Consider the following 20,135-nt stretch of genomic DNA (forward strand, 5'->3'; position numbering starts at 1 on the left):
CGGTGCCGGACGGACAGGGCGCCGCCCCGCCTCGCGGCCGCCCGGGCGTGACTCCGTGCGCCGTGCCGCGCCGCACCGCGCCCGCCCCGCCACCCGCCTCCGCCCCGCACGGGTGGAAAGGCCTAAGGTCGGAAAGGAAGCGCCGGCGTCCGCGCCGGCTCCGACGACGGAGGAGCACCCGTGACGCAGGAGTCGCAGCACGTCCCTTCGGCCGGGAGCGGGACCGGGAGCGGTGTCGCGGACACGGCCGGCAGCGCCCCGCGGCAGGCGCCCGAGCCCGAGCTGAGCGGGGTGCGCAACTTCCGGGACGTGGGGGGCCTGCCGGCCGCCGACGGGACGCGGGTGCGCGACGGCGTGCTGTTCCGCAGCGGCCACCTCGCGGGCGCCACCGCCGAGGACGCGGTCTTCCTCTCCTCCCTCGGCCTGCACACGGTCTTCGACTTCCGCAACGCGGCCGACATCAAGCTCGACGGCCCGGACATCGAGCTGCCGGGCGTCCGCCACGTGAACATCCCCCTGAACGACCCGGCGGACGGCGCGGAGTTCTGGAAGCTGGTGCGCCACGGCGACCTGGACCAGCTCCGCTCGATCCTGGCGGACGGCAGGGCCGCCGACCGGATGACCGAGTCGTACCGCAAGACCGTCGCGGAGCGGACGGCGGAGCACAGCCGGGTGGTGCACGCGGTGGCCGGGGGCGACGTGCCCGTCCTGCTGCACTGCGCCGCGGGCAAGGACCGGGCGGGCGTCACGACGGCGGTGATCCTGCTGGCGCTCGGCGTCGGGCACGACGCGATCGAGGAGGACTACCTCAAGTCCAACGAGGCCCACCGGCGCTACCGGGTCCGGCGCGGCGAGGGGGCGGGCGGGGGCAGGTCCGCCGAGGTCATGGAGCTCCTCAGCCCCCTGTTCGACGCGCGCTCCGCGTACCTGCGCGCCGCGTTCGAGACGATCGAGGACACCTGGGGCGGCACCGAGAGGTACCTGTCCGACGGCCTCGGGATCGCCCCCGCGACGCGGGAGCGGCTGCGCGAGCGGCTACTGGTTGTGTGAGCCGACCTTGAAGAGCAGGTAGAGGAAGCCTGCGATGGCGTGGCCCGCGATCAGGTAGGCGAAGAGCCTGATCGCGAGGCCGCGCGGCAGGAGACCTTCCTTGTGTCCCGGCTTCTGGCTGTCCAGCGGGTCGTGCGACATGGGTGACCGCCTCTCGAACGGTGGTGATCCAGCGGTGGTGGCTCGGCGTGCCCGGCTCGGCGCCGGTGGCTCAGCGCTCGTGGAACCCGGGACCGTCTAGGCACAGGTCGCCGGCCGGGCTCTGCAGCAGGGTGTGGACGAACAGCAGCTCGGCGCCCGTGGGGTCCATCGCGGCGATGCGGTGCGGGACGAGCGAGTCGAAGTGGGCGCTGTCCCCCGGCTCCAGGACGTGCACGCCGTCGCCGAGGGCGAGCCGGAGGCGCCCGTCGAGCACGTAGAGCCACTCCTCGCCCGCGTGGACCCGGACGAGGTTGCCCTGTGCGCCGTGCTCGACGGTGACGCGCAGGGGCTGCATGGCGCGGCCGGGGTTGCCCGCCTGCCGGTACACCCAGCCGTCGGCCTCGACCGGCTCGGCCCGCGCTCCCCGCACGATCGGGTCACGCTCCGGCGGCATCTCCCCCAGAAGGTCGGAGACCGTCGTACCGTAGATGCGGGCGAGGGCGAGCAGCATGGGCAGCGACGGCTGCCGCTGCCCCGTCTCCAGCCTGGAGAGGTGGGCCGCGGACAGGCCCGCGCGCACGGCGGCGGCCTCCAGCGTGAGGCGGCGGCTGCGTCGCAGCTCCCGCAGGCGGGGGGCGACGTCGGGGAGCGGCTCGTCGGCGGTCGGGCCGGCCGCCCGAGCGGCGGCTCCGGAGGTGTTCATGTCTCCATTGCGCCAGAAATTTTCCTCCGAGGCAAATAACTTGCCTCGGAGGTAAAAACGGCGGATCCGGGCCCGGGGCCGCTCAGCGGTTGGCCACGGCCTGCTTCACGAGGGTCTTGCCGAAGTCCCACATCAGCCCGCCGCCGCCGTGCGCGTCGTCCATGACGGCGGTGAAGGCGTCCACGAACCGGTCGACCTCGCGCTCGCCGACGACCAGCGGCGGGATCAGCTTGATCACTTCGAGGAAGTCGCCCGAGACCTGGGTGAGGATGCGGTGCTTCTGGAGCAGCGGCACGACGACCATCTGCGCGAACAGGCCCTTGCGGGCCGCCTGCAGCATGGTCCAGCGGCTGCGCAGCTTCAGCGAGCTCGGCCGGCCGAACTCGATGCCGATCATCAGGCCCTGGCCCCGCACGTCGTGCAGCAGCTCGTACTTCGGGATCAGGTCGGCCAGCCGCTGCTTGAGCAGGCCGCCGGTCCGCCGGGCGTTCTCGACGGTCTTGTCGTTCTCCATCACGGAGAGCACCGCCAGGCCCGCCGCCATGGCCTGCGCGTTCGCGCCGAAGCTGGCCGAGTGGACGAGGACGCGGTCCATCGAGGAGTAGACCTTCTTGAAGATCCAGTCCTTGCCGAGCGTCGCGCTGACCGGGACGTAGCCGCCCGACAGGGCTTTCGCCACGCACACGAGGTCGGGCTCGACGCCCTCCTCGTGCTGGTACGCGTAGAACCTCCCGGTCCGGCCCATGCCGGTCTGCACCTCGTCGGCGATCAGGAGCGCCTTGTGCTTGTGCAGCAGCTCCTGGGCGGCACGCAGGAAGCCGGGCGGGGTCTCGTGGACTCCCTTGCCCTGGATCGGCTCCACGACGAAGCCCGCGACGTCGCCCTTCTTCAGCTCGCGCTCCAGCGCGTCCAGGTCGCCGAGCGGGATCGCGGTGTCGGGCAGCAGCGGGGCGAAGCCGTCGCGGAAGCTGTCCTCGCCGTTGACCGAGAGCGAGCCGGTCGTCAGGCCGTGGAAGGCGTGCGACGCGTACAGGATGCGGCCGCGCCCGGTCGCGTAGCGGGCGAACTTCAGGGCGGTCTCCACCGCCTCGGTGCCGCTGTTGCCGAAGAAGACCCGGTCGAGGTGCGGGCTGTGCTTGAGCAGCTGCTCCGCGAGCAGGCCCGGCAGCGGCTGGCAGTCGAAGCGCGTCAGGTCGGCGAGGGAGGCGTCCAGCACGTCGTGCAGGGCCTTGCGGACGACGGGGTGGTGGCGGCCGAGGCCCATGACGCCGAATCCGGCCAGCATGTCCAGGTAGTCGTTGCCGTCGGCGTCCCAGAAGTAGGCGCCCTCGGCCCGCTCGTAGAACTTGTCGAAGCCGATCGTGTGCAGCATGCGGGGCAGCTGCGGGTTCACGTACTTGCCGTGCAGTTCGTACCGCTCGGCGCCGCGCTCGGCGAGCAGCCGTGCCAGATCGAACCCCTTGGGCGCGGCGAGCTCCTTCGGCTCGTTCAGCTCGGAGGGCCCCTGGGCTTCGGTGGGCTGGGTCATTCCGCATTCTCCTTGCGTGCCAACGCGGCACTGATACGTCCTGCGATCTCGACCGGGGTCAGGCCGAGGTCGGCGAGCAGTTCACCGCGCTTGGCGTGCGCGAGGAACCGCTCGGGGATGCCGAAGGTGCGCACCGGCACGTCGCAGCCGGCGTCGCGCAGCAACTGCGCCACCGCCCAGCCGACACCGCCGGTACGGCTGTTGTCCTCCACGACGGCCACGAGCCGGTGGCGCTGCGCGAGCGGGACGAGCTGCTCGTCGAGCGGCTTGACCCAGCGAGGGTCGACGACGGTGCAGCCGACCCCGCGTGCCTCCAGCAGCTCGGCGGTGCGCAGGCACTGGGGAGCCAGGGCGCCCGCCGACACGAGCAGCACCTCGGGATCGTCCCCGCCGCTGTGCAGGACGTCCATGCCGCCGGCGCGGCCCACCGCGGGCACCGTCTCGCCCACGGACTCCTTGGGGAAGCGCACCACGGTGGGTGCGTCGTCGACGCCGACGGCCTCCCGGAGCTGGGCGCGCAGCTGGACGGCGTCGCGCGGCGCGGCGATCCTGAGGCCCGGCACGACCTGCAGCACCGACATGTCCCACATGCCGTTGTGCGAGGGCCCGTCGCTGCCGGTGACGCCGGCCCGGTCGAGGACGAAGGTCACGCCGCAGCGGTGCAGTGCGACGTCCATCAGCACCTGGTCGAAGGCGCGGTTGAGGAAGGTGGCGTACACGGCGACCACGGGGTGCAGACCGCCGGTGGCCAGGCCCGCGGCGGAGGTGGCCGCGTGCTGCTCGGCGATGCCGACGTCCCAGATCCGGTCGGGGAAGCGTTCGGCGAACTTCCCGAACCCGACGGGGTGCAGCATCGCCGCCGTGACGGCGACGACGTCCGGCCGCTCCTCGCCGATCGCGACGATCTCGTCGGCGAACACCGACGTCCAGGACGGGGTGCTCGGCGCGAGCGGCTCGGCCGTGGCCGGGTCCATCGCGCCGACCGTGTGGAAGTGGTCCGCCTCGTCGCTGAGGGCCGGCGGGTAGCCGCGGCCCTTCTCGGTGAGGCAGTGGACGAGCACCGGGCCGGTGTACTTCCTGGCCCGCTGCAGCGCCGCCTCCAGCGCCGCCCGGTCGTGGCCGTCGATGGGCCCCAGGTACTTGATGCCGAGGTCCTCGAACATGCCCTGCGGCTGGAAGGCGTCCTTGAAGCCCTTCTTCGCGCCGTGCAGCGACTCGTACAGCGGCTTTCCGAGGACGGGTGTGTTCTGCAGGACGTCCCGGCCCCAGGCGAGGGCGCGCTCGTAGCCGTCGGTGATGCGCAGCGTCGAGAGGTGCGCCGCGAGGCCGCCGATGGTGGGACCGTAGCTGCGCCCGTTGTCGTTGACCACGACGATCAGCCGCCGGTCGCGGTCGGCGGCGATGTTGTTCAGCGCCTCCCAGGCCATGCCGCCGGTGAGCGCACCGTCGCCGATGACGGCGACGACGTGCGCGTCGTTCGCGAGGACCTCGTTGGCCTTGGCGAGGCCGTCGGCCCAGCCGAGCACGGTGGAGGCGTGCGAGTTCTCGATGACGTCGTGCTCGGACTCGGCGCGCGAGGGATAGCCGGAGAGGCCCCCCTTGCCGCGGAGCTTGGAGAAGTCCTGACGTCCCGTCAGCAGCTTGTGGACGTAGCTCTGGTGGCCGGTGTCCCACAGGATCCGGTCGACGGGCGAGTCGAAGACCCGGTGCAGGGCGACGGTGAGCTCCACCACCCCGAGGTTCGGTCCCAGGTGGCCGCCGGTCCTGGCCACCGACTGGATGAGGAACTCCCGGATGTCCTCGGCAAGTTCGTCGAGCTCGTGCTCGCTCAACGCCTTGAGATCGCGTGGCCCTCGGATCGTCTCAAGGATCGTCACGCTCGGCCCCCTCTCGGATCGTTTCGCACCGCCGGGAGCGCTGCTGCCCCGAGCGGCACCCCGTACCCTCCGCACGCCCCGCGGCGGCGGTCGTGCCCGCACGCCCGGCCGGGGGCCCCGCGCGTGGCGGGACCCCCGTGCCACGCGGTGTCAGCGCGTGCCGGCGACCGTCTCGCGCGCGGCGCGGATGGTCTCCTTGAGGGAGCCCATCGTGGCGAGGACGGCGGTCGGTTCGTAGCCGCAGTGCGCCATGCAGTTGTCGCAGCGCGCGTCCTTGCCCCGGCCGTACTTGTTCCAGTCGGTCTCCTCGATGAGCTGGCGGTACGTGGGCACGTATCCGTCGGCCATCAGGTAGCACGGGCGCTGCCAGCCGAAGAGCGAGTAGTTCGGGATGGCCCAGGCGGTGCAGGGGAAGTCGGCCTTGCCCTCCAGGAAGTCCAGGAACAGGGGCGAGTGGTTGAGGCGCCACTTGCTCCTGTTGCCGCCGCCGAACGCCTTCCTGAACAGCTCGCGGGTCTGCGTGACGCCCAGGAAGTGGTCCTGGTCGGGCGCCTTCTCGTAGGCGTACGCGGGCGAGATCATCATCTCGTCGACCTTGAGGTCGTCGTTGAGGAAGTTGAGCACCTCGATGATGGTCGACGGCGTGTCGGTGTTGAAGAAGGTGGAGTTCGTGGTGACCCGGAAGCCGCGGCGCTTGGCCTCCTTGATGGCCTCCACGGCCTCGTCGAACACACCCTCCTTCGCGACCGACTCGTCGTGGCGCTCGCGCATGCCGTCGATGTGCACCGTGAAGGAGAAGTACGGCGACGGCGTGAACTTGTCGAGCTTCTTGCGCAGCAGCATCGCGTTGGTGCAGAGGAAGACGTACTTCCGCCGCGCGACCAGCTGGCGGACGATCTCGTCGATCTGGGGGTGCATCAGCGGCTCGCCGCCGGCGATCGAGACCATCGGCGCGCCGGACTCCAGCACGGCGCCGACGGCCTGGGCCACCGGCATCCGCTGCTTGAGCACGCCTGCGGGGTGCTGGATCTTGCCGCAGCCCTCACACTTCAGATTGCATGCGAACAGGGGCTCGAGCTCCACGATCAGCGGGAACTTGTCCCGCTTGCGGAGCTTCTGTTCGGCAAGGTACGTCCCGACCCTGATGGTCTGACGAAGCGGCATAGCCATCGGGCTCACCTCCTGGGGAGCAGCAAAGAACGGTGCCATTCATAAAAAACCGGAAGGACGGCACGGAGGACGCGGAATGCTGATATTCCGCCCCGTACCGTGCCGATCCGGACGAGCTCGTGCTCAGGAGCGTCCACGACCACGCGTACGGCCGCGACCGGGCGGGGCCCGGCCTCCAGAGCGGTGCGGAGCGTCGTTGCGGACTCCATGTCCACCCCGACGGCTCCCGTGGTGCGCAGTTCGGCCCGTTCCTGGCCGCGTACCACATGGTCCGAGCCGGTCAGCGGGCCGGTGTGGACCCTGTGTCCGGGCAGTGCCCGCGACAGCGCCTCGGAGAGCACGTCGACACCCGTGCAGGGCGTGACCCCGCGCGCGTCCCTGGTCTCCTCGGCGACGATCAGGTCCCCCGGGCTCATGCCCGGGGCGAGACCGGCGCAGAACCCGGACGCGACGACGGCCGCGTCCCTGTGCCGGTCCTCGCCGAGCGCCTCCTTGACGGCGCGTTCGGCGTTGGCGGGGCCCATGCCCGTACGCAGCACGGTGACGGGTCCGGCGGGTTCGCCCCGCCGGCCGCGCAGTGCGAACCTCTCGATGCCGAGCGCGCAGGCGATCAGCAGGGAGGTGGGTTCCGCGCCGGGCAGCGCCCGCCCGGTGTCGGTCATCGACCCGCCTGGAGGGCTCGGCCGGCGAGGGGCTCCCCGTGCACGTAACGGCCGAGGGCCGTCACCGGGAAGACCTGCCGGTACAGGTGGTAGTTGATCGAGAAGTCCCAGGGGAAGCCCGTGCCGGTGAAGTGGGGCTCGTCCCACGAGCCGTCCTCCAACTGCGTCCTGGCGAGGTACGTGACGCCGCGCTCGACGGCCTCGCTCTCCCGCTCGCCGGCCGCGAGCAGCGCCATGAGCGCCCACGCGGTCTGCGAGGGCGTCGAGTCGCCCTGCCCGATCCACTTGTCGTCGGAGTACGAGCGCTGGTCCTCGCCCCAGCCGCCGTCGTCGTTCTGCACGGACCGCAGCCAGGTGACGGCGCGCCGGACGGCGGGGTGCGTGGTGGGCAGGCCGGCCGCGGTCAGTGCGGGCACCACAGAGCCTGTGCCATACACGTAGTTGGTGCCCCAGCGGCCGAACCACGCGCCGAAGGTCTCCTGTTCGGCCAGCAGCCATTCGATGCCGCGCCGCGTGGCGGGGTGGTGGGTCTTGCCCTCGTACGCCAGCATCTCGACGACGTGCGCCGTGACGTCGGCCGACGGGGGGTCGATGACCTCACCGAAGTCGCAGAAGGGAAGCCGGTTGGGGAACGGGCTGGTGTTGTCCGCGTCGAACGCGGCCCAGGCGCCGTTCTTCGACTGCATGCCGAGCGTCCAGCGCGCGCCGCGGGTGACGGCGTTCTCCAGCTTGGCCGCCTCCGGGTGGTTGACGCGGCGCAACGCGAGGATGACCTCGGCGGTGTCGTCGATGTCCGGGTAGTTGTCGTTGTGGAACTCGAACGCCCAGCCTCCGGGGGCCAGGGAGGGCCTGCGGACCTGCCAGTCGCCCGGCCGGGTGACCTCCTCGGCCAGCATCCAGTCGGCGGCCTTGACCAGCGCGGGGTGATCGGCCTCGAGGCCCGCGTCGGCGAGCGCGATCGTCGCGAGGCAGGTGTCCCACACCGGGGACTGGCACGCCTCGATCATGCGGGCGCCGTCCTCGCGCCAGACGGCGAAGCGGTCGAGGGAGGCGAGGCCCTCGCGCATCACCGGGTGCTCCAGGTCGTAGCCGAGCAGGTGGAGCGCCATCAGGGAGTACACGGCGGGCGGCTGGATGCCTCCCCAGCAGCCGTCGTTCTCCTGCCGCTCCACGATCCAGCGGGACGCGGCCCGCATCGCCGCGCGGCGCAGCTTGCGCGGTGCCACCTTGCGGTAGGCGTGCAGCACCTTGTCGAGGCGCTCGAAGGCGCCGTCCCAACTGATGACGGCGGACGGGGCCTTGCCCGGGTTCGGGTGGGCCGGGTCGGTGTGCAGCTCGTCCAGGCGGAAGGGGGCGGGCCGCACCGGGCGCACGGCGCCCACCACCGTGAGCGGGACGATGGTCTGACGGGCCCAGCAGCCGAAGTCGTAGACGTTGAGCGGAAGCCACTTCGGGAAGAAGATGACCTCGGGCGGCATCTCGGGCAGGTCGTCCCACTTCCACCAGCCGAACAGCGCGAGCCAGATGCGGGTGAAGACCCGGCTGGCGGCGATGCCGCCCTGCTCGCGCACCCACTCGGCGGCGCGCGCCATGTGCTCGTCCTCGGGGCTGTCGCCCCCGAGCCGCAGCGCCACGTACGCCTCGACCGTCGCGGAGAGGTCGCCCGGGCCGCCGTGGAAGGTGGCCCAGGTGCCGTCGGCCCGCTGCTCGCCCCGGATGAAGAGGGCGGCGGCCTCGGTGGTGTGTGCGTCCCGGATGCCGAGGAACTGACGCAGCAGCAGGTCCTCGGCGTCCATCGTCACGTTGGTCTCGAGGTCGCCCTTCCACCACCCGTCGGCGTCCTGACGGGACAGCAGGTGTTCGACACCCCGGAGGGTGGCGCGCTCGGCGGCCGCCCTCACATCTCCGGCCGCGGCGGTGGTGGCCGGTACGCCCGCCGAAGCGGCATCGGATCCGAGCGATCCGGCGCTCCCGTCGGTCGTCGCTGTCATAACTTCCCCTCCGTGCAGTGTTGCTTCTGCTGTGCTGGGGTCTTTGCCGTCCGCGTCCCGTGCGACCGGGTACGGACGGCGACTCTCAGGTCAACCCCCAGAAAGGGCAGATATGGGAATGGTGATCATCTCTTTCGTACGACGACGAAGTCGGCGAGCGCCACGAACTGCGCCCGGACTTCTTCCGGCATGTCGACTCCCGCCAGGGCTTCCACCGCGACGGCGTGCTGCCGGCGAGCCTCCTGCGAGGTCCATTCCCGCCCGCCCGCCTCTTCGATCAGCGCGGCGCGGGTGGCGAATTCTTCCTCGGAGAAGGTCTCGAAATCATTGCTTTTCGCGTCGGCGGCGAGGAGTTCGCCGAGCCGGCGCGCAGCCGGGTTGTCCGCGGCGAGCGCGGCCACCACCGGCAGGGACTTCTTGCGCTGCCTCAGGTCGCTCCACGTCTGCTTGCCGGTGGAGTCCGGGTCGCCCCAGATCCCGAGGAGGTCGTCGACGGCCTGGAAGGCGAGGCCCAGGTGGTGGCCGTAGGACTCCAGCAGGTCCGCGGTGCGGTCGTCGGCCCCGCCGAGCACCGCGCCGATGGAGGAGGCGCAGGCGAGCAGTGCGCCCGTCTTGTTCCCCTCCATCGTCAGGCACTCCTCGACGGTGACCCGTTCACGGTGCTCGTAGGAGATGTCCTGCGCCTGGCCGTCGATCAGCTTGCGGGTGGCGCTCGTGAGGCGGCGCGTCGCGCGGCCTGCCTCGGCGCTGCCGATCTCCAGCAGGATCTCGTTGGCGAGGGCGAACAGCGCGTCGCCGACCAGGATCGCCTGCGCGGGCCCGTGCACCTTCCAGACCGTGTCGCGGTGCCTGCGCTGCTCGTCACCGTCCATCAGGTCGTCGTGCAGCAGCGAGAAGTTGTGCACCAGCTCCACCGCCACCGCGCCCGGCACGCCCACTTCGGGGGCCACACCTGCGGCCTGCGCCGACAGCAGGGCGAGCGCGGGGCGCACGGCCTTGCCGCCGTCGCCGTCCGCCGGGTTGCCTGCGGCGTCGATCCAGCCGAAGTGGTACGCCGAGACGGTGTCCATGGGCGGCGCGAGCCGGTCGACGGCCGCACGCAGCACCGGTGTCGCAAGGCTCCGCCCGCGATCGAGCAGCGCGTTGACGTCCGCGGTGTCGACAGCCAGGTCTGCCGGGGGCAGTGTCGGCACGGTCTCTCCTCTGGTTCCAGTACTCGTCGGTGCAGTGCCCAGGCTCATGCCGTCTCCTTCAAGGGGTGTTCGTGGGGACGGCCGAGCTCGGTCAGGGCGGCGCCCGCGGCGGTGAGGCCGCTGCGCACAGCACCCTCCATGGTCGCGGGCCAGCCGGTGGCGGTCCACGAACCGGCCAGGAACAGTCCCGGCGCGTCGGTTCGGGCCGCGGGACGCAGCCGCCCCACACCCGGGGTGGGCGCGAAGGTCGCCGTGCGCTCCCGGGTGACGAAGAAGTCCCGCACCCCGGCGCCGCGCGCGGCGGGCAGCAGCCGTTCGAGTTCGGGAAGGTAGCGCTCCCTGAGCTCCGCCACCGGGAGGTCGATCTCGTCCTGGGCCGCCGACTGGGACAGCGCCAGGTACTGGCCGTCCGTCAGGCCGGAGGGCTCGGTGCGGTCGAACACCCACTGGACCGGGGAGCCGAGTGCGGCGAAGAACGGACGGCGCAGGACCTGACGGTCGTACACCACGTGAACGTTGAGGATCGGGGCGGTCTCGATGGCGAGCAGCCTCCCGGGGTCGGCCAGCGCGCCCTCGGGCAGCAGGGCGTGTGCCTCCCGCTGCGCGACGGCGAGGACGACGGTGTCCGCCTCGAACGTCCCGCCCTCCGTGCCGACCTGCCAGCCGCCGCCGGCGCGGGGCGTGATGCCGCTGACGCGGGCGCGCAGTTCGGTCCGTACGCCGGCGGCCGCGAGGGCCTTGGCGGGGAGGGTGTCGTGCAGTTCGCCGAGGGGGACCCGGGCCCAGCCGATGTCGGCGGCGCCGGGTTCGGTCAGCAGGCCGGTCTTGAACACCTTCGCGGCGAGGCCCAGCGAGCTCTGCTCGGCGGTCGCGTTCAGGGTGGCCACACCGACGAGGTCCCACAACGCCTCGACCGTGCGCGGCGACTGGCCGTGGCGGTGCAGCCAGGTGGCGAAGTCGACGTCGTCCAAGGCCGGGTCGTCGGGGTCGAGCTTGCGCAGGGCGAGCGCGGCGCGCCCCACGGACGCGCGCTCGGCGAGCGAGAGGTGGGGGTAGAGCGCGAGGCCGGCGCTCAGGTGCAGGGGCACGGGCAGGCCGTTGCGGCGCAGCCGGCCCAGACGCGGCCGCGCGCCGCCGACGTCGAGAACCGGTACGTCCAGCCGGTCCTGCAGCGGGGCCAGCCCGGCGCCCTCGACCCGGTCGAGGAACCACCGGTAGGCGGTGCAGCAGCGCAGGTAGACGTGCTGCCCGTTGTCGACCGTGAGGTCCTTGCGGCTGAACGAGAAGGCGAGGCCGCCCAGTCGGGGGCGGCCCTCGAGCAGCGTGACGTCGAGCCCGGCGTCGGCCAGGCGGAGGGCCGCGGTGACACCGGCGAGCCCTCCGCCGACCACCACGGCCCTGGCCGGTTGGGCTTCGTCGGCCCCGGTCATGCGCGCTCCCCTCGTGCGGTCACGTCCAGGGACGCGGCCGGGTACGCGAAGGTTGCCGCGCGGGCGGTGCTGCGGGCATGCGGGTGCGCGCCATCGGCGATGTGCCGCATCAGCCGCGCCCCCTGGTGGTCCGTCGTGAGATGTGGCGGGCGTCGAGACCCGAGAGCCCGCGCACGGCAACATACGCCTTCTCGCGCCCCGGGAGTGACACCCGCCCCCTGAGTACCGCCTCCGGGTCGCGCTCGATCCGGTCGAGGAGGCGGCGGTAGATCCCCGCCATGGCCGCGACGCACGCTCCGCTGCGCCGGTCCAGCAGCGGGAGCAGCTGGTAGCCCTCGGCGAACAGGCGGCGGGCCCGCCGCGCCTCGAAGTGGACGAGGCCCGCGAAGTCGGAGCCGGCGGGCGGGGTGGCGCTGTGGAAGCCCGCCGAGCAGCCGAACTTGGCGAGGTCCTCGGCGGGCAGGTAGGTGCGCCCGTTGCCCGCGTCCTCGCGCACGTCGCGCAGGATGTTGGTCAGCTGGAGCGCGAGGCCCAGCGTGTCGGCGTAGCCGAAGGCGCGCTCCGAGGTCGCGGCCGGCCCGCCGCCGAACACACCGAGCGAGAGGCGCCCGATGCCGCCCGCGACACAACGGCAGTAGACCTTCAGGTCGTCCCAGGTCTCGTACGTCTCGCCGTGGACGTCCATGAGGACACCGTCGATGAGCTCGTCGAGCGCGTCGATCGGGATGGGGAAGCGCCGTGCCGCGTCGCTGAGGGCGACCGCCACCGGATCGGTGTCGTCCTCCTCCACGGTGCCCTTGCGCACCCGGTCGAGGAGGACGCGGGTCTCCTTGAGCCTGGCCTCCTTGGTCGCGGTGTCGAGCGTCCCGTCGCCGATGTCGTCGACCCGGCGCGAGAGCGCGTACAACGCCGACATGGCCTGCCGCTTGGCGGCAGGCAGCAGCCTGATGCCGTAGGCGAAGTTCCGGGCCTGCTGCCCGGTCACCGCCTCGCAGTAGCGGTAGGCCGCCTGTACCGGCGCGGACGACATGGGTGTCTGTCCCTCCACGTTCCGGCTCACCCCTCTCTGTGCGCACTTCGCAAGACAGCTCCCACTTCGCGCAGCAGCCGCGGCTTGGTGGGCTTGGGCGGTCCGGGGAGCACATCGTGCCCGGCGGCCGCGATCGAAGCGAGGGCGGCGCGCCCTCCTGCCACGAATCCGGCGAGCAGCAGCCGGAGTCTGCCGGTGACGCTACCCACCAGGGGCGCACCCTCGTCCAGCAGGTCCCTCGCACGCTGCGCCTCGAACGCGATCAGCGTACGCACCGAGGCGTTCGCCGTCGCGGCGGCGAGGTCGTCCTCGCCGACCCGGAACCGCTTCATGTCCTCGGCCGGCAGGTAGATGCGGTCCCTGCCGAGGTCCTCCGCGACGTCCTGGAGGTGCTCGACGATCTGCAGCGCGGTGCAGACCGCGTCGGAGTGGCGCAGGCGCTCGGGGGTCGCGGTGCCGGTGATGCCGAGGACCAGCCGGCCCACCGGATTGGCCGAGAGCTCGCAGTAGGCGAGCAGGTCGTCGTAGGTCTCGTAGCGGCGTACGAGCTGGTCCTGGCGGTTGGCGGCCACGAGGCCGAGGAAGGGCTCGGGCGGCAGGGAGCGGCGGCGGACGGTGGGGACGAGCCCCCGCAGGAGCGGGTGCGAGGGCGCGGGGCCCGACGGCTCGAACACGCGTCGCAGGTCGGCCTCGAAGGCGTCCAGCATGACACCGCGGTCCTCGGCCTGCCCGGGGGCGACGCCCAGGTGGCGCGCGTCCGCCCCGCCGGGGGCCAGGTCGCCGTCGCCGATGTCGTCGACGAGGCGGGAGTAGCCGTAGACGGCCATCAGGTCGTCGCGCCATGCGCGGGGCAGGAAAAACGGGGCCACGGGGAAATTCTCGTCCGCGGCCTTGTCCAGTGTGTCGCGCGCGGGGGCCTGGGCGCGCCTGCTCGGATCCGTCACGCGCGGCTTCCCATTACGGGGACGGCGTAATCCTCGCAGAGCCGGAGATTGTCCGTCATTTCCGTCATATCTCCCGTTCTACACTGCCGACCGAATACATCCTATTTCGGACACGCCGCCCGCCCTCCCGAGGAATCACCACTGCGGCAGGCGGGGTACTCAGGGGGAATCACCCCACTTGCCGTGAATTCAGAACCAGCTCAGCTTACGTTGTACAACGGGAAGGGTCGCGGCGGGGGTGTTGACCGCATTACAAGAACGCTGCGATCCGCGCCAACGCTTCCCCCGGGCCCTCGACTTGACCCGCCCTTGACGATGCCGGCGGCCGTCCGGGCACGCGAAGGCCCCCGCCGCTGGAGCCGGCGGGGGCCTCGAACACCGTCGGAAGCGGGCTACTTGCCGGTTTCCTTCTCGTACGCCTTCAGCACCTCTTCGGTGGGGCCGTCCATCAGGAGCTCGCCCTTCTCCAGCCACAGCACACGGTCGCAGGTGTCCCGGATGGACTTGTTGCTGTGACTGACGAGGAACACCGTGCCGGCTTCCTTGCGCAGTTCCCTGATCCGCTCCTCCGAGCGGACCTGGAACTTCCGGTCACCGGTCGCCAGCGCCTCGTCGATCATCAGGACGTCGTGGTTCTTCGCGGCGGCGATGGAGAAGCGCAACCTCGCGGCCATACCGGACGAGTAGGTACGCATCGGAAGCGTGATGAAGTCGCCCTTCTCATTGATGCCGGAAAAGTCGACGATCTCCTGGTACCTGCTCTTGATCTCCTCCCGCGACATGCCCATGGCCAGGCCGCCGAGGATCACATTGCGCTCGCCCGTCAGGTCGTTCATGAGGGCCGCGTTCACACCGAGCAGCGAGGGCTGGCCGTCGGTGTAGACCTTGCCCCGCTCGGGGGGCAGCAGGCCGGCGATCGCGCGCAGCAGCGTCGACTTGCCCGAGCCGTTCGAGCCGATCAGGCCGATGGCCTCGCCGCGGTAGGCGGTGAACGTGACACCGCGCACCGCGTGCACCTTGCGGGCGCCGCGCGGCTCGCTCTTGTCCCGGCGCACGATCCGGCTGAGCGCCGCCGTCGCGCTGCCCCTGCCGCGGCTGCCGCCGTTGACGCGGTACACGATGTGGACGTCGTCGGCGATCACGGTGGGCACGCGCTCTTCCGCGTCCGGCTTGTCCAGAGAAATGTCAGCCACGGCCGTACTGCTCCTCAGCCTTCCAGAAATAGATGAACCCCGCGACGCCCAGGAGCACCGCCCATCCGAGCCCGTACAGCCAGATGTGCGCGGGCAGGTTGTCTGCACCGTAACCGTGGATCAGGGCGTAGCGCACCAGGTCCATGTACACGGCGAGGGGATTGTGCTGCAACGCCACTTTGATCCACTCGGGTTTCCCCTCGAGCATGACGGGGATCGAGTACATCACTCCGGACGCGTACATCCAGGTGCGCAGGACGAACGGCATGAGCTGCGCGAAGTCGGGGGTCCTGCTCCCCAGCCTGGCCATGATCATCGTCAGGCCGACGTTGAAGACGAACTGCAGGGCCAGTGCGGGCAGCGCGAGCACCCAGCGCGGCCCCGGGTAGCTGCCGAAGGCGATCGCCACCACGACCAGGATGACCATGGAGTACAGCAGCTGCTGGAGCTGCTGGAGGGCGAACGAGACGGGGAGGGCCGCGCGCGGGAAGTGCAGCGCCCGCACCAGGCCCAGGTTGCCGGAGATGGCGCGCACGCCCGCGGTGACCGAGCTCTGCGTGAAGTTGAAGATGAAGACGCCCGTGACGAGGAACGGGATGAAGACGTCGTGCGGAATGCCCCGGCGCGTCCCCAGGATCAGGCCGAAGATCAGATAGTAGACGGCCGCGTTGAGCAGTGGCGTCACGAGCTGCCAGATCTGGCCGAGCTTCGCCTGGCTGTACTGGGCCGTCAGCTTGGCACTGCTGAATGCCACGACGAAATGGCGCCTCCCCCACAGCCGCCGCACGTACTCCGGCAGCGCGGGCCGGGCGCCGCTCACCGACAGCCCGTGCCGCGCCGCGAGCTCCGCCGGCGGCAGCCCCTCGTCCAGGGGCTGAAGGGCGCTGTTCACGTTCGAACCCTCCTGTGCTGGGTCGGTCGGGGGTCTGGGCGCTCCGGCGTTCGGACGCCTCGGCGGGGCCGGGACGCCGGCGCGGGGCGCGGTGGCCCGGCGGTGGTGGCCGGCCGGGATCAGTCCCGGCCCCCTCCCGGGCCGGCCGTGTGCCCGGAGGCGTCGGGGCCCCCTTCCGGGGCCCCGCCCGGTCGCGCGGCGCCCTCCTCGGCCCGCAGCCTGCTGGACGCCAGGATGGACACCAGGTGCAGCACGGTCTGGGCCACCGCGACGGCCGCGAGGACCACGACACCCAGACGGGTGAAGAACAGGCCGCTGCCGGTCGGGGCGCAGGCGTCCAGGACCGCCGCCAGCAGGACGAGGAGGCTGGCCTCGATGCCGCCGACCAGCCGGTGGAACCTCAGCGCCGCCGCGGCCCGCCGGGCCAGGGCGAGCCCCGCCGAGCGCGGTGCGGACGCCGAGTCGGTGACGGCGGGCAGGCCGCTGCGCTGCCGCGCCACGTCCACCAGATCGGTCTCCGCCTTGACGAGGATGGCGCCGAGCGCGGCCAGCGTGCCGAGGAAGGCCCACAGCCAGGAGACGGCGCCGCCGCCGTGGCGGAACACGTCGGCGCCGCGCAGGCCGAAGCCGATCAGCAGAGCGGCCTCGCACAGGTAGTGGCCCACCCGGTCCAGGTAGACGCCCGTCACGGACGTCTGTCCGCGCCAGCGCGCCACCTCGCCGTCGACGCAGTCCAGCAGCAGGTAGACCTGGAAGAGCACGACGGCGAGGACGGCACCGAGCAGGCCCGGCACCAGGAGCACCGCGCCGCCCAGGATCCCCGTGAGCACCATCAGGTACGTGAGCTGGTTGGGCGTGACGCGGGTGTTCACCAGGTACGGGTCGATCCTGAGCGAGACCTCCCGCATGTAGAGGCGGCCTGCCCAGTGCTCGCCGCTGCGCCGGTCCTTCACCCCGGCGGGATGCACGACCGGGCGCAGCTCAGCCGCGGATGGTCTTCGCATGGTCCTCGTAGGCGTCCCTGATCTGGTCGGTGGACAGGTCGAGGTGTTCGAGGATCGTGAACCGCCCCGGCCGGGTCTGCGGCGCGTACGCGACCGCCGCGACGAACTCGTCCGTCGTGAAGCCGATCTCCTCCGGCAGCACGGGCAGCCCGTGGCGGCGCAGGACCCGCGCGAACAGCTGCGCCTCGTCCCGCGCGCCGCGCAGGTGCATGGCGAACGCGGCGCCGAGGCCGACCTGCTCGCCGTGCAGCGCGCACCGCTTCGGGTGGAGCAGGTCGAACGCGTGGCTGATCTCGTGGCAGGCGCCCGAGGAGGGGCGGGTGTCGCCGCTGATCGACATGGCGATGCCGGTCAGCACGAGGGACTCCGCGAGGACGGTCACGAAGTCGTCGTCGGCCACCGTGCCGGGGTGGCGCAGCACCGCCTCGCCGGCCTGCCGGGCCATGGCCGCCGCGAGGCCGTCGACGGCCTCGCCGTTGACGCTCCGCGACAGCTCCCAGTCCGCGAGCGAGGACAGGTTGGAGATCGCGTCGCCGATGCCGGAGCGCACGAAGCGGGCCGGGGCCTCGCGGATCACGTCGAGGTCGATCACGACCGCGATGGGCGTCGGCACGCCGTACGAGCCGCGTCCGTTGTCGTTGTCGAGGGTGGCGACCGGCGAGCACAGACCGTCGTGCGACAGGTTCGTGGCGACGGCGACCATGGGCAGGCCGACCCGGGCCGCCGCGTACTTCGTCACGTCGATGATCTTGCCGCCGCCGAGTCCGACCACGGCGTCGTAGCGGCTGCCCTTGATCTCGTCCGCGAGCCGGACGGCGGCGTCGATCGTGCCGTCCGCGACCTCGTACCAGTCGGCTCCCGGCAGCCCCGGCCGGAGACGTTCGCGCAGGGCCTGGCCCGATCCGCCGCTGATCGCGAACGCGAGCCGGCCCGACGCGGAGATGCGCTGGTCGGCGAGGAGGGAGGCGAGGGAGTCCAGCGCGCCCCGGCTGATGTCGACGACGAGCGGCGAGGGGATGAGCCGGGTCAGTACTGGCACGCGATCCCCCGGCCCTTCGCGAGGTCGTCGTGGTTGTCGATCTCCACCCACGGCACGTCCCCGATGGGCGCGACGTCGATCGTGAAGCCGCGGTTCACGAGCTCCTGGTACCCGTCCTCGTAGTAGAGCTGCGGGTCCCGCTCGTACGTGGCCTTCAGCGCGTCCGCGAGGTCCGCGGCGGCGTCCGGCTCGATCAGCGTGACGCCGATGTACTCCCCCGTCGCCTCGGCGGGGTCCATCAGCTTGGTGATCCGGCGCACGGCCGAGGAGGTGTCGCAGACCACCTTCATCTCCTCGTCGGCCAGCGTCTTGACGGTGTCCAGGGCGAGGATGATCCGGCGGCCGCGGCCGCGCGCCTTCAGGAGGTCCTGCTCGACCGACACGGGGTGCACGGTGTCGCCGTTGGCGAGGATGACGCCCTCGCCGAGCAGGTCGCGGGCGCACCACAGGGAGTAGGCGTTGTTCCACTCCTCGGCCTTGTCGTTGTCGACGAGGGTGATGCTCAGGCCGTGGCGCTCCTCCAGTTCGGCCTTGCGCGCGTAGACGGCCTCCTTGCGGTAGCCGACGACGACGGCGGCCTCGGTCAGGCCGACGGCCGCGAAGTTGCCGAGGGCGATGTCGAGCACCGTGATGCCGCCCTCGCCGGCGGGGTCGACGGGCACGAGGGCCTTCGGGAGGGTGTCGGTGTAGGGGCGCAGACGCCGTCCCGCACCGGCTGCCAGAACCAGGCCGATCATGCCGTTTCTCCTTCGTCGTGTACGGCGGGCGCGGACGAGGACACCCAGAACCGGATGGACTCGAACAGCGCGACCAGGGCCACGAGCACCGCGAGGACGGTGAGGGCCACGGCGTAGTCCGTGCCGCGGGTCACCAGCAGCGCGGCGAGGGCGACGGCCACGAGCGTCCTCGTCTCGTGGCCGCCGAGCGCCAGCACCAGGGCCCGCGGCGGCGCGCCCGTTCCGCCGCGGATGCGGTAGGTCGTGTCGTAGTGATGGTAGGCGACGGCCGCAACCAGGCCGAAAGCCGCCGGCAAGGCCCCGTTCACCCCGCTGCGCGCGGCGATCAGCAGGACGGTTCCGTACTCGGCGGCCCGGAACAGGGGCGCGAGCAGCCAGTCGAGCGGTCCGCTCAAAGTCCTGCCGACCGCGAGGCCCGAGGTCACCACGTACAGCAGCGCCGCGAGCACCGGCCAGGGCCCGTCGATCCTGGCGAAGGCCGCCGTGGCGGCGAGCACCCCGCCGCCCGCCAGCGCGAGCGCGAGCGCGAGGACCGACGGGAGCCGCCGGGCCGGTGCGCGCAGCAGCGCCGAGACCGCGCGGGAGAGCGGGCCGCTGTCCGCGAGGTCGGCGAGGGCGCGGGCCGACTGCCCGGTGCGCCTGGCCCGGCGCATGACGGAGCGCAGCACGCGGCCCGCCGTGGTGTAGCAGGCGGCGAAGGCGCAGCCGATGAGCAGCGCGTAGAAGGTGATGCGCGGGGTGGTCACGGCCGTCAGGACCGCGATCATGGCCCAGCGCTCGCCGATGGGCAGGACGATCATGCGGCGCACCCAGACCGTCCAGCCGACGCGGTCCAGCCGGCTCGACAGCGCGGAGGTCGGCGTGCCCGCGACGGGCTTGTCCGGGCCGGCGGAGGCGGCCGTTGCGGCGGACGCGCCGGTGGCGGCGGTGCTGTTCGCGTAGGCCTCGTTGAACGAGAAGTCCACGACGTGCCGGCACGTCTGCAGGACCATGGCGCCGAGCGCCAGCGCCCACACGTCGTCCCCGCCGCGCGCGGCGCCGAGGGCGAGGCCCGCGTAGTACGCGTACTCCTTGGCGCGGTCGAAGGTGGCGTCGAGCCACGCGCCGAGGGTCGAGTACTGCAGCGAGTACCGGGCGAGCTGTCCGTCCGTGCAGTCCAGGACGAACGAGCAGTACAGCAGCACGCCTGCGGCGACGTAGCCGCCGCGGGTCCCGGTGGCCGCGCAGGCGGCGGCGATCACGGCGGTCACGAGCGAGGCGGTGGTGACCTGGTTCGGCGTGAGGCCGCGCCGGGCGCACCAGCGCGCGATGTAGCGGGAGTAGGTGGAGACGAAGAAGGTGGTGAAGAAGCCGTCCCGGGCCTTCACCGCCGACTTCAGGCGGACGGCCTCGTCGTCCACGGCGGCCACGGAGCGTTCCGCCTCCGCGCGCGCGGCAGCGTCCTCGGGGACGGCCGCCACCAGCGAGCCCAGCTCGGCGCGGTGCACCCCGTCGCCGCCGGCCTCCAGCGCGGCGGCGACCCGGTCGGCGAGGGCGTCGGTGCGCGGGGCC

18 protein-coding genes are annotated in these 20,135 nt (G+C 72.1%); 1 reads left to right on the forward strand and 17 read right to left on the reverse strand.

Translation table 11 applies throughout. The features are described from left to right. Positions 1 to 282: 282 nt before the first annotated feature. A complete protein-coding gene (locus L1885_RS08330) occupies positions 283 to 1,050 on the forward strand; it encodes a tyrosine-protein phosphatase (protein ID WP_235796385.1) in 768 nt (255 codons plus the stop codon). On the opposite strand, the gene L1885_RS08335 is transcribed toward L1885_RS08330, so the two are convergent. The 17 genes from L1885_RS08335 to L1885_RS08415 all read right to left on the reverse strand — a co-directional run. Then, the gene (locus L1885_RS08335; protein ID WP_235796369.1) at positions 1,036 to 1,191 is read right to left on the reverse strand and encodes a DUF6126 family protein; all 156 of its coding nucleotides are present in this window, start codon (positions 1,189 to 1,191) and stop codon (positions 1,036 to 1,038) included. The genes L1885_RS08330 and L1885_RS08335 overlap by 15 nt on opposite strands. Before the next feature lie 70 nt (positions 1,192 to 1,261). Then, complete coding sequence (locus L1885_RS08340) at positions 1,262 to 1,894, reverse strand: helix-turn-helix domain-containing protein (RefSeq protein ID WP_235796370.1); 633 nt, start codon at positions 1,892 to 1,894, stop codon at positions 1,262 to 1,264. An 82-nt stretch (positions 1,895 to 1,976) separates the two neighbouring features. Next, positions 1,977 to 3,422, reverse strand: coding sequence for an aspartate aminotransferase family protein (locus L1885_RS08345; protein ID WP_235796371.1), 1,446 nt, complete (start codon positions 3,420 to 3,422; stop codon positions 1,977 to 1,979). Then, a complete protein-coding gene (gene dxs, locus L1885_RS08350; protein WP_235796372.1) occupies positions 3,419 to 5,299 on the reverse strand; it encodes a 1-deoxy-D-xylulose-5-phosphate synthase in 1,881 nt (626 codons plus the stop codon). Before dxs ends, L1885_RS08345 begins: the two co-directional genes overlap by 4 nt. A gap of 150 nt (positions 5,300 to 5,449) precedes the next feature. Next, positions 5,450 to 6,469, reverse strand: coding sequence for an adenosyl-hopene transferase HpnH (hpnH, locus tag L1885_RS08355; protein WP_235796373.1), 1,020 nt, complete (start codon positions 6,467 to 6,469; stop codon positions 5,450 to 5,452). Between the two features lie 5 nt (positions 6,470 to 6,474). Continuing rightward, on the reverse strand, positions 6,475 to 7,131 hold the full coding sequence (locus tag L1885_RS08360) for a phosphorylase family protein (RefSeq protein WP_235796374.1): 657 nt from the start codon (positions 7,129 to 7,131) through the stop codon (positions 6,475 to 6,477). After that, positions 7,128 to 9,122, reverse strand: coding sequence for a squalene--hopene cyclase (shc, locus tag L1885_RS08365; RefSeq protein WP_235796375.1), 1,995 nt, complete (start codon positions 9,120 to 9,122; stop codon positions 7,128 to 7,130). Before shc ends, L1885_RS08360 begins: the two co-directional genes overlap by 4 nt. Before the next feature lie 125 nt (positions 9,123 to 9,247). After that, positions 9,248 to 10,363 (reverse strand): polyprenyl synthetase family protein, encoded by a 1,116-nt coding sequence (locus L1885_RS08370; protein ID WP_235796376.1) that lies wholly within the window; start codon positions 10,361 to 10,363, stop codon positions 9,248 to 9,250. Further along, a complete protein-coding gene (gene hpnE, locus L1885_RS08375) occupies positions 10,360 to 11,745 on the reverse strand; it encodes a hydroxysqualene dehydroxylase HpnE (protein ID WP_235796377.1) in 1,386 nt (461 codons plus the stop codon). Before hpnE ends, L1885_RS08370 begins: the two co-directional genes overlap by 4 nt. Before the next feature lie 109 nt (positions 11,746 to 11,854). Beyond that, positions 11,855 to 12,775, reverse strand: a complete 921-nt coding sequence (gene hpnD / locus L1885_RS08380; protein WP_235796378.1) for a presqualene diphosphate synthase HpnD — start codon at positions 12,773 to 12,775, stop codon at positions 11,855 to 11,857. Positions 12,776 to 12,801: 26 nt separating this feature from the next. Continuing rightward, on the reverse strand, positions 12,802 to 13,719 hold the full coding sequence (hpnC, locus tag L1885_RS08385; RefSeq protein ID WP_235796379.1) for a squalene synthase HpnC: 918 nt from the start codon (positions 13,717 to 13,719) through the stop codon (positions 12,802 to 12,804). Between the two features lie 392 nt (positions 13,720 to 14,111). Beyond that, positions 14,112 to 14,903 carry an ABC transporter ATP-binding protein gene (locus tag L1885_RS08390; protein ID WP_372481890.1) on the reverse strand — a complete coding sequence of 264 codons (792 nt, stop codon included), beginning with the start codon at positions 14,901 to 14,903 and terminating at the stop codon, positions 14,112 to 14,114. Between the two features lies 1 nt (position 14,904). After that, positions 14,905 to 15,804, reverse strand: coding sequence for an ABC transporter permease (locus tag L1885_RS08395; RefSeq protein ID WP_235796380.1), 900 nt, complete (start codon positions 15,802 to 15,804; stop codon positions 14,905 to 14,907). A 119-nt stretch (positions 15,805 to 15,923) separates the two neighbouring features. Further along, the gene (locus L1885_RS08400; RefSeq protein ID WP_235796381.1) at positions 15,924 to 16,808 is read right to left on the reverse strand and encodes a CDP-alcohol phosphatidyltransferase family protein; all 885 of its coding nucleotides are present in this window, start codon (positions 16,806 to 16,808) and stop codon (positions 15,924 to 15,926) included. Continuing rightward, positions 16,786 to 17,847 carry an iron-containing alcohol dehydrogenase family protein gene (locus tag L1885_RS08405; protein ID WP_235796382.1) on the reverse strand — a complete coding sequence of 354 codons (1,062 nt, stop codon included), beginning with the start codon at positions 17,845 to 17,847 and terminating at the stop codon, positions 16,786 to 16,788. The genes L1885_RS08400 and L1885_RS08405 overlap by 23 nt, the downstream gene beginning before the upstream one ends. Continuing rightward, the gene (locus L1885_RS08410; RefSeq protein WP_235796383.1) at positions 17,835 to 18,584 is read right to left on the reverse strand and encodes a phosphocholine cytidylyltransferase family protein; all 750 of its coding nucleotides are present in this window, start codon (positions 18,582 to 18,584) and stop codon (positions 17,835 to 17,837) included. The genes L1885_RS08405 and L1885_RS08410 overlap by 13 nt, the downstream gene beginning before the upstream one ends. Beyond that, positions 18,581 to 20,135: DUF5941 domain-containing protein (locus L1885_RS08415; RefSeq protein WP_235796384.1), on the reverse strand; the 1,555-nt coding region annotated here is incomplete at its 5' end. The genes L1885_RS08410 and L1885_RS08415, both read right to left, overlap by 4 nt.

The organism is Streptomyces fuscigenes (assembly GCF_021556455.1).
GTDB lineage: Bacteria > Actinomycetota > Actinomycetes > Streptomycetales > Streptomycetaceae > Streptomyces > Streptomyces fuscigenes.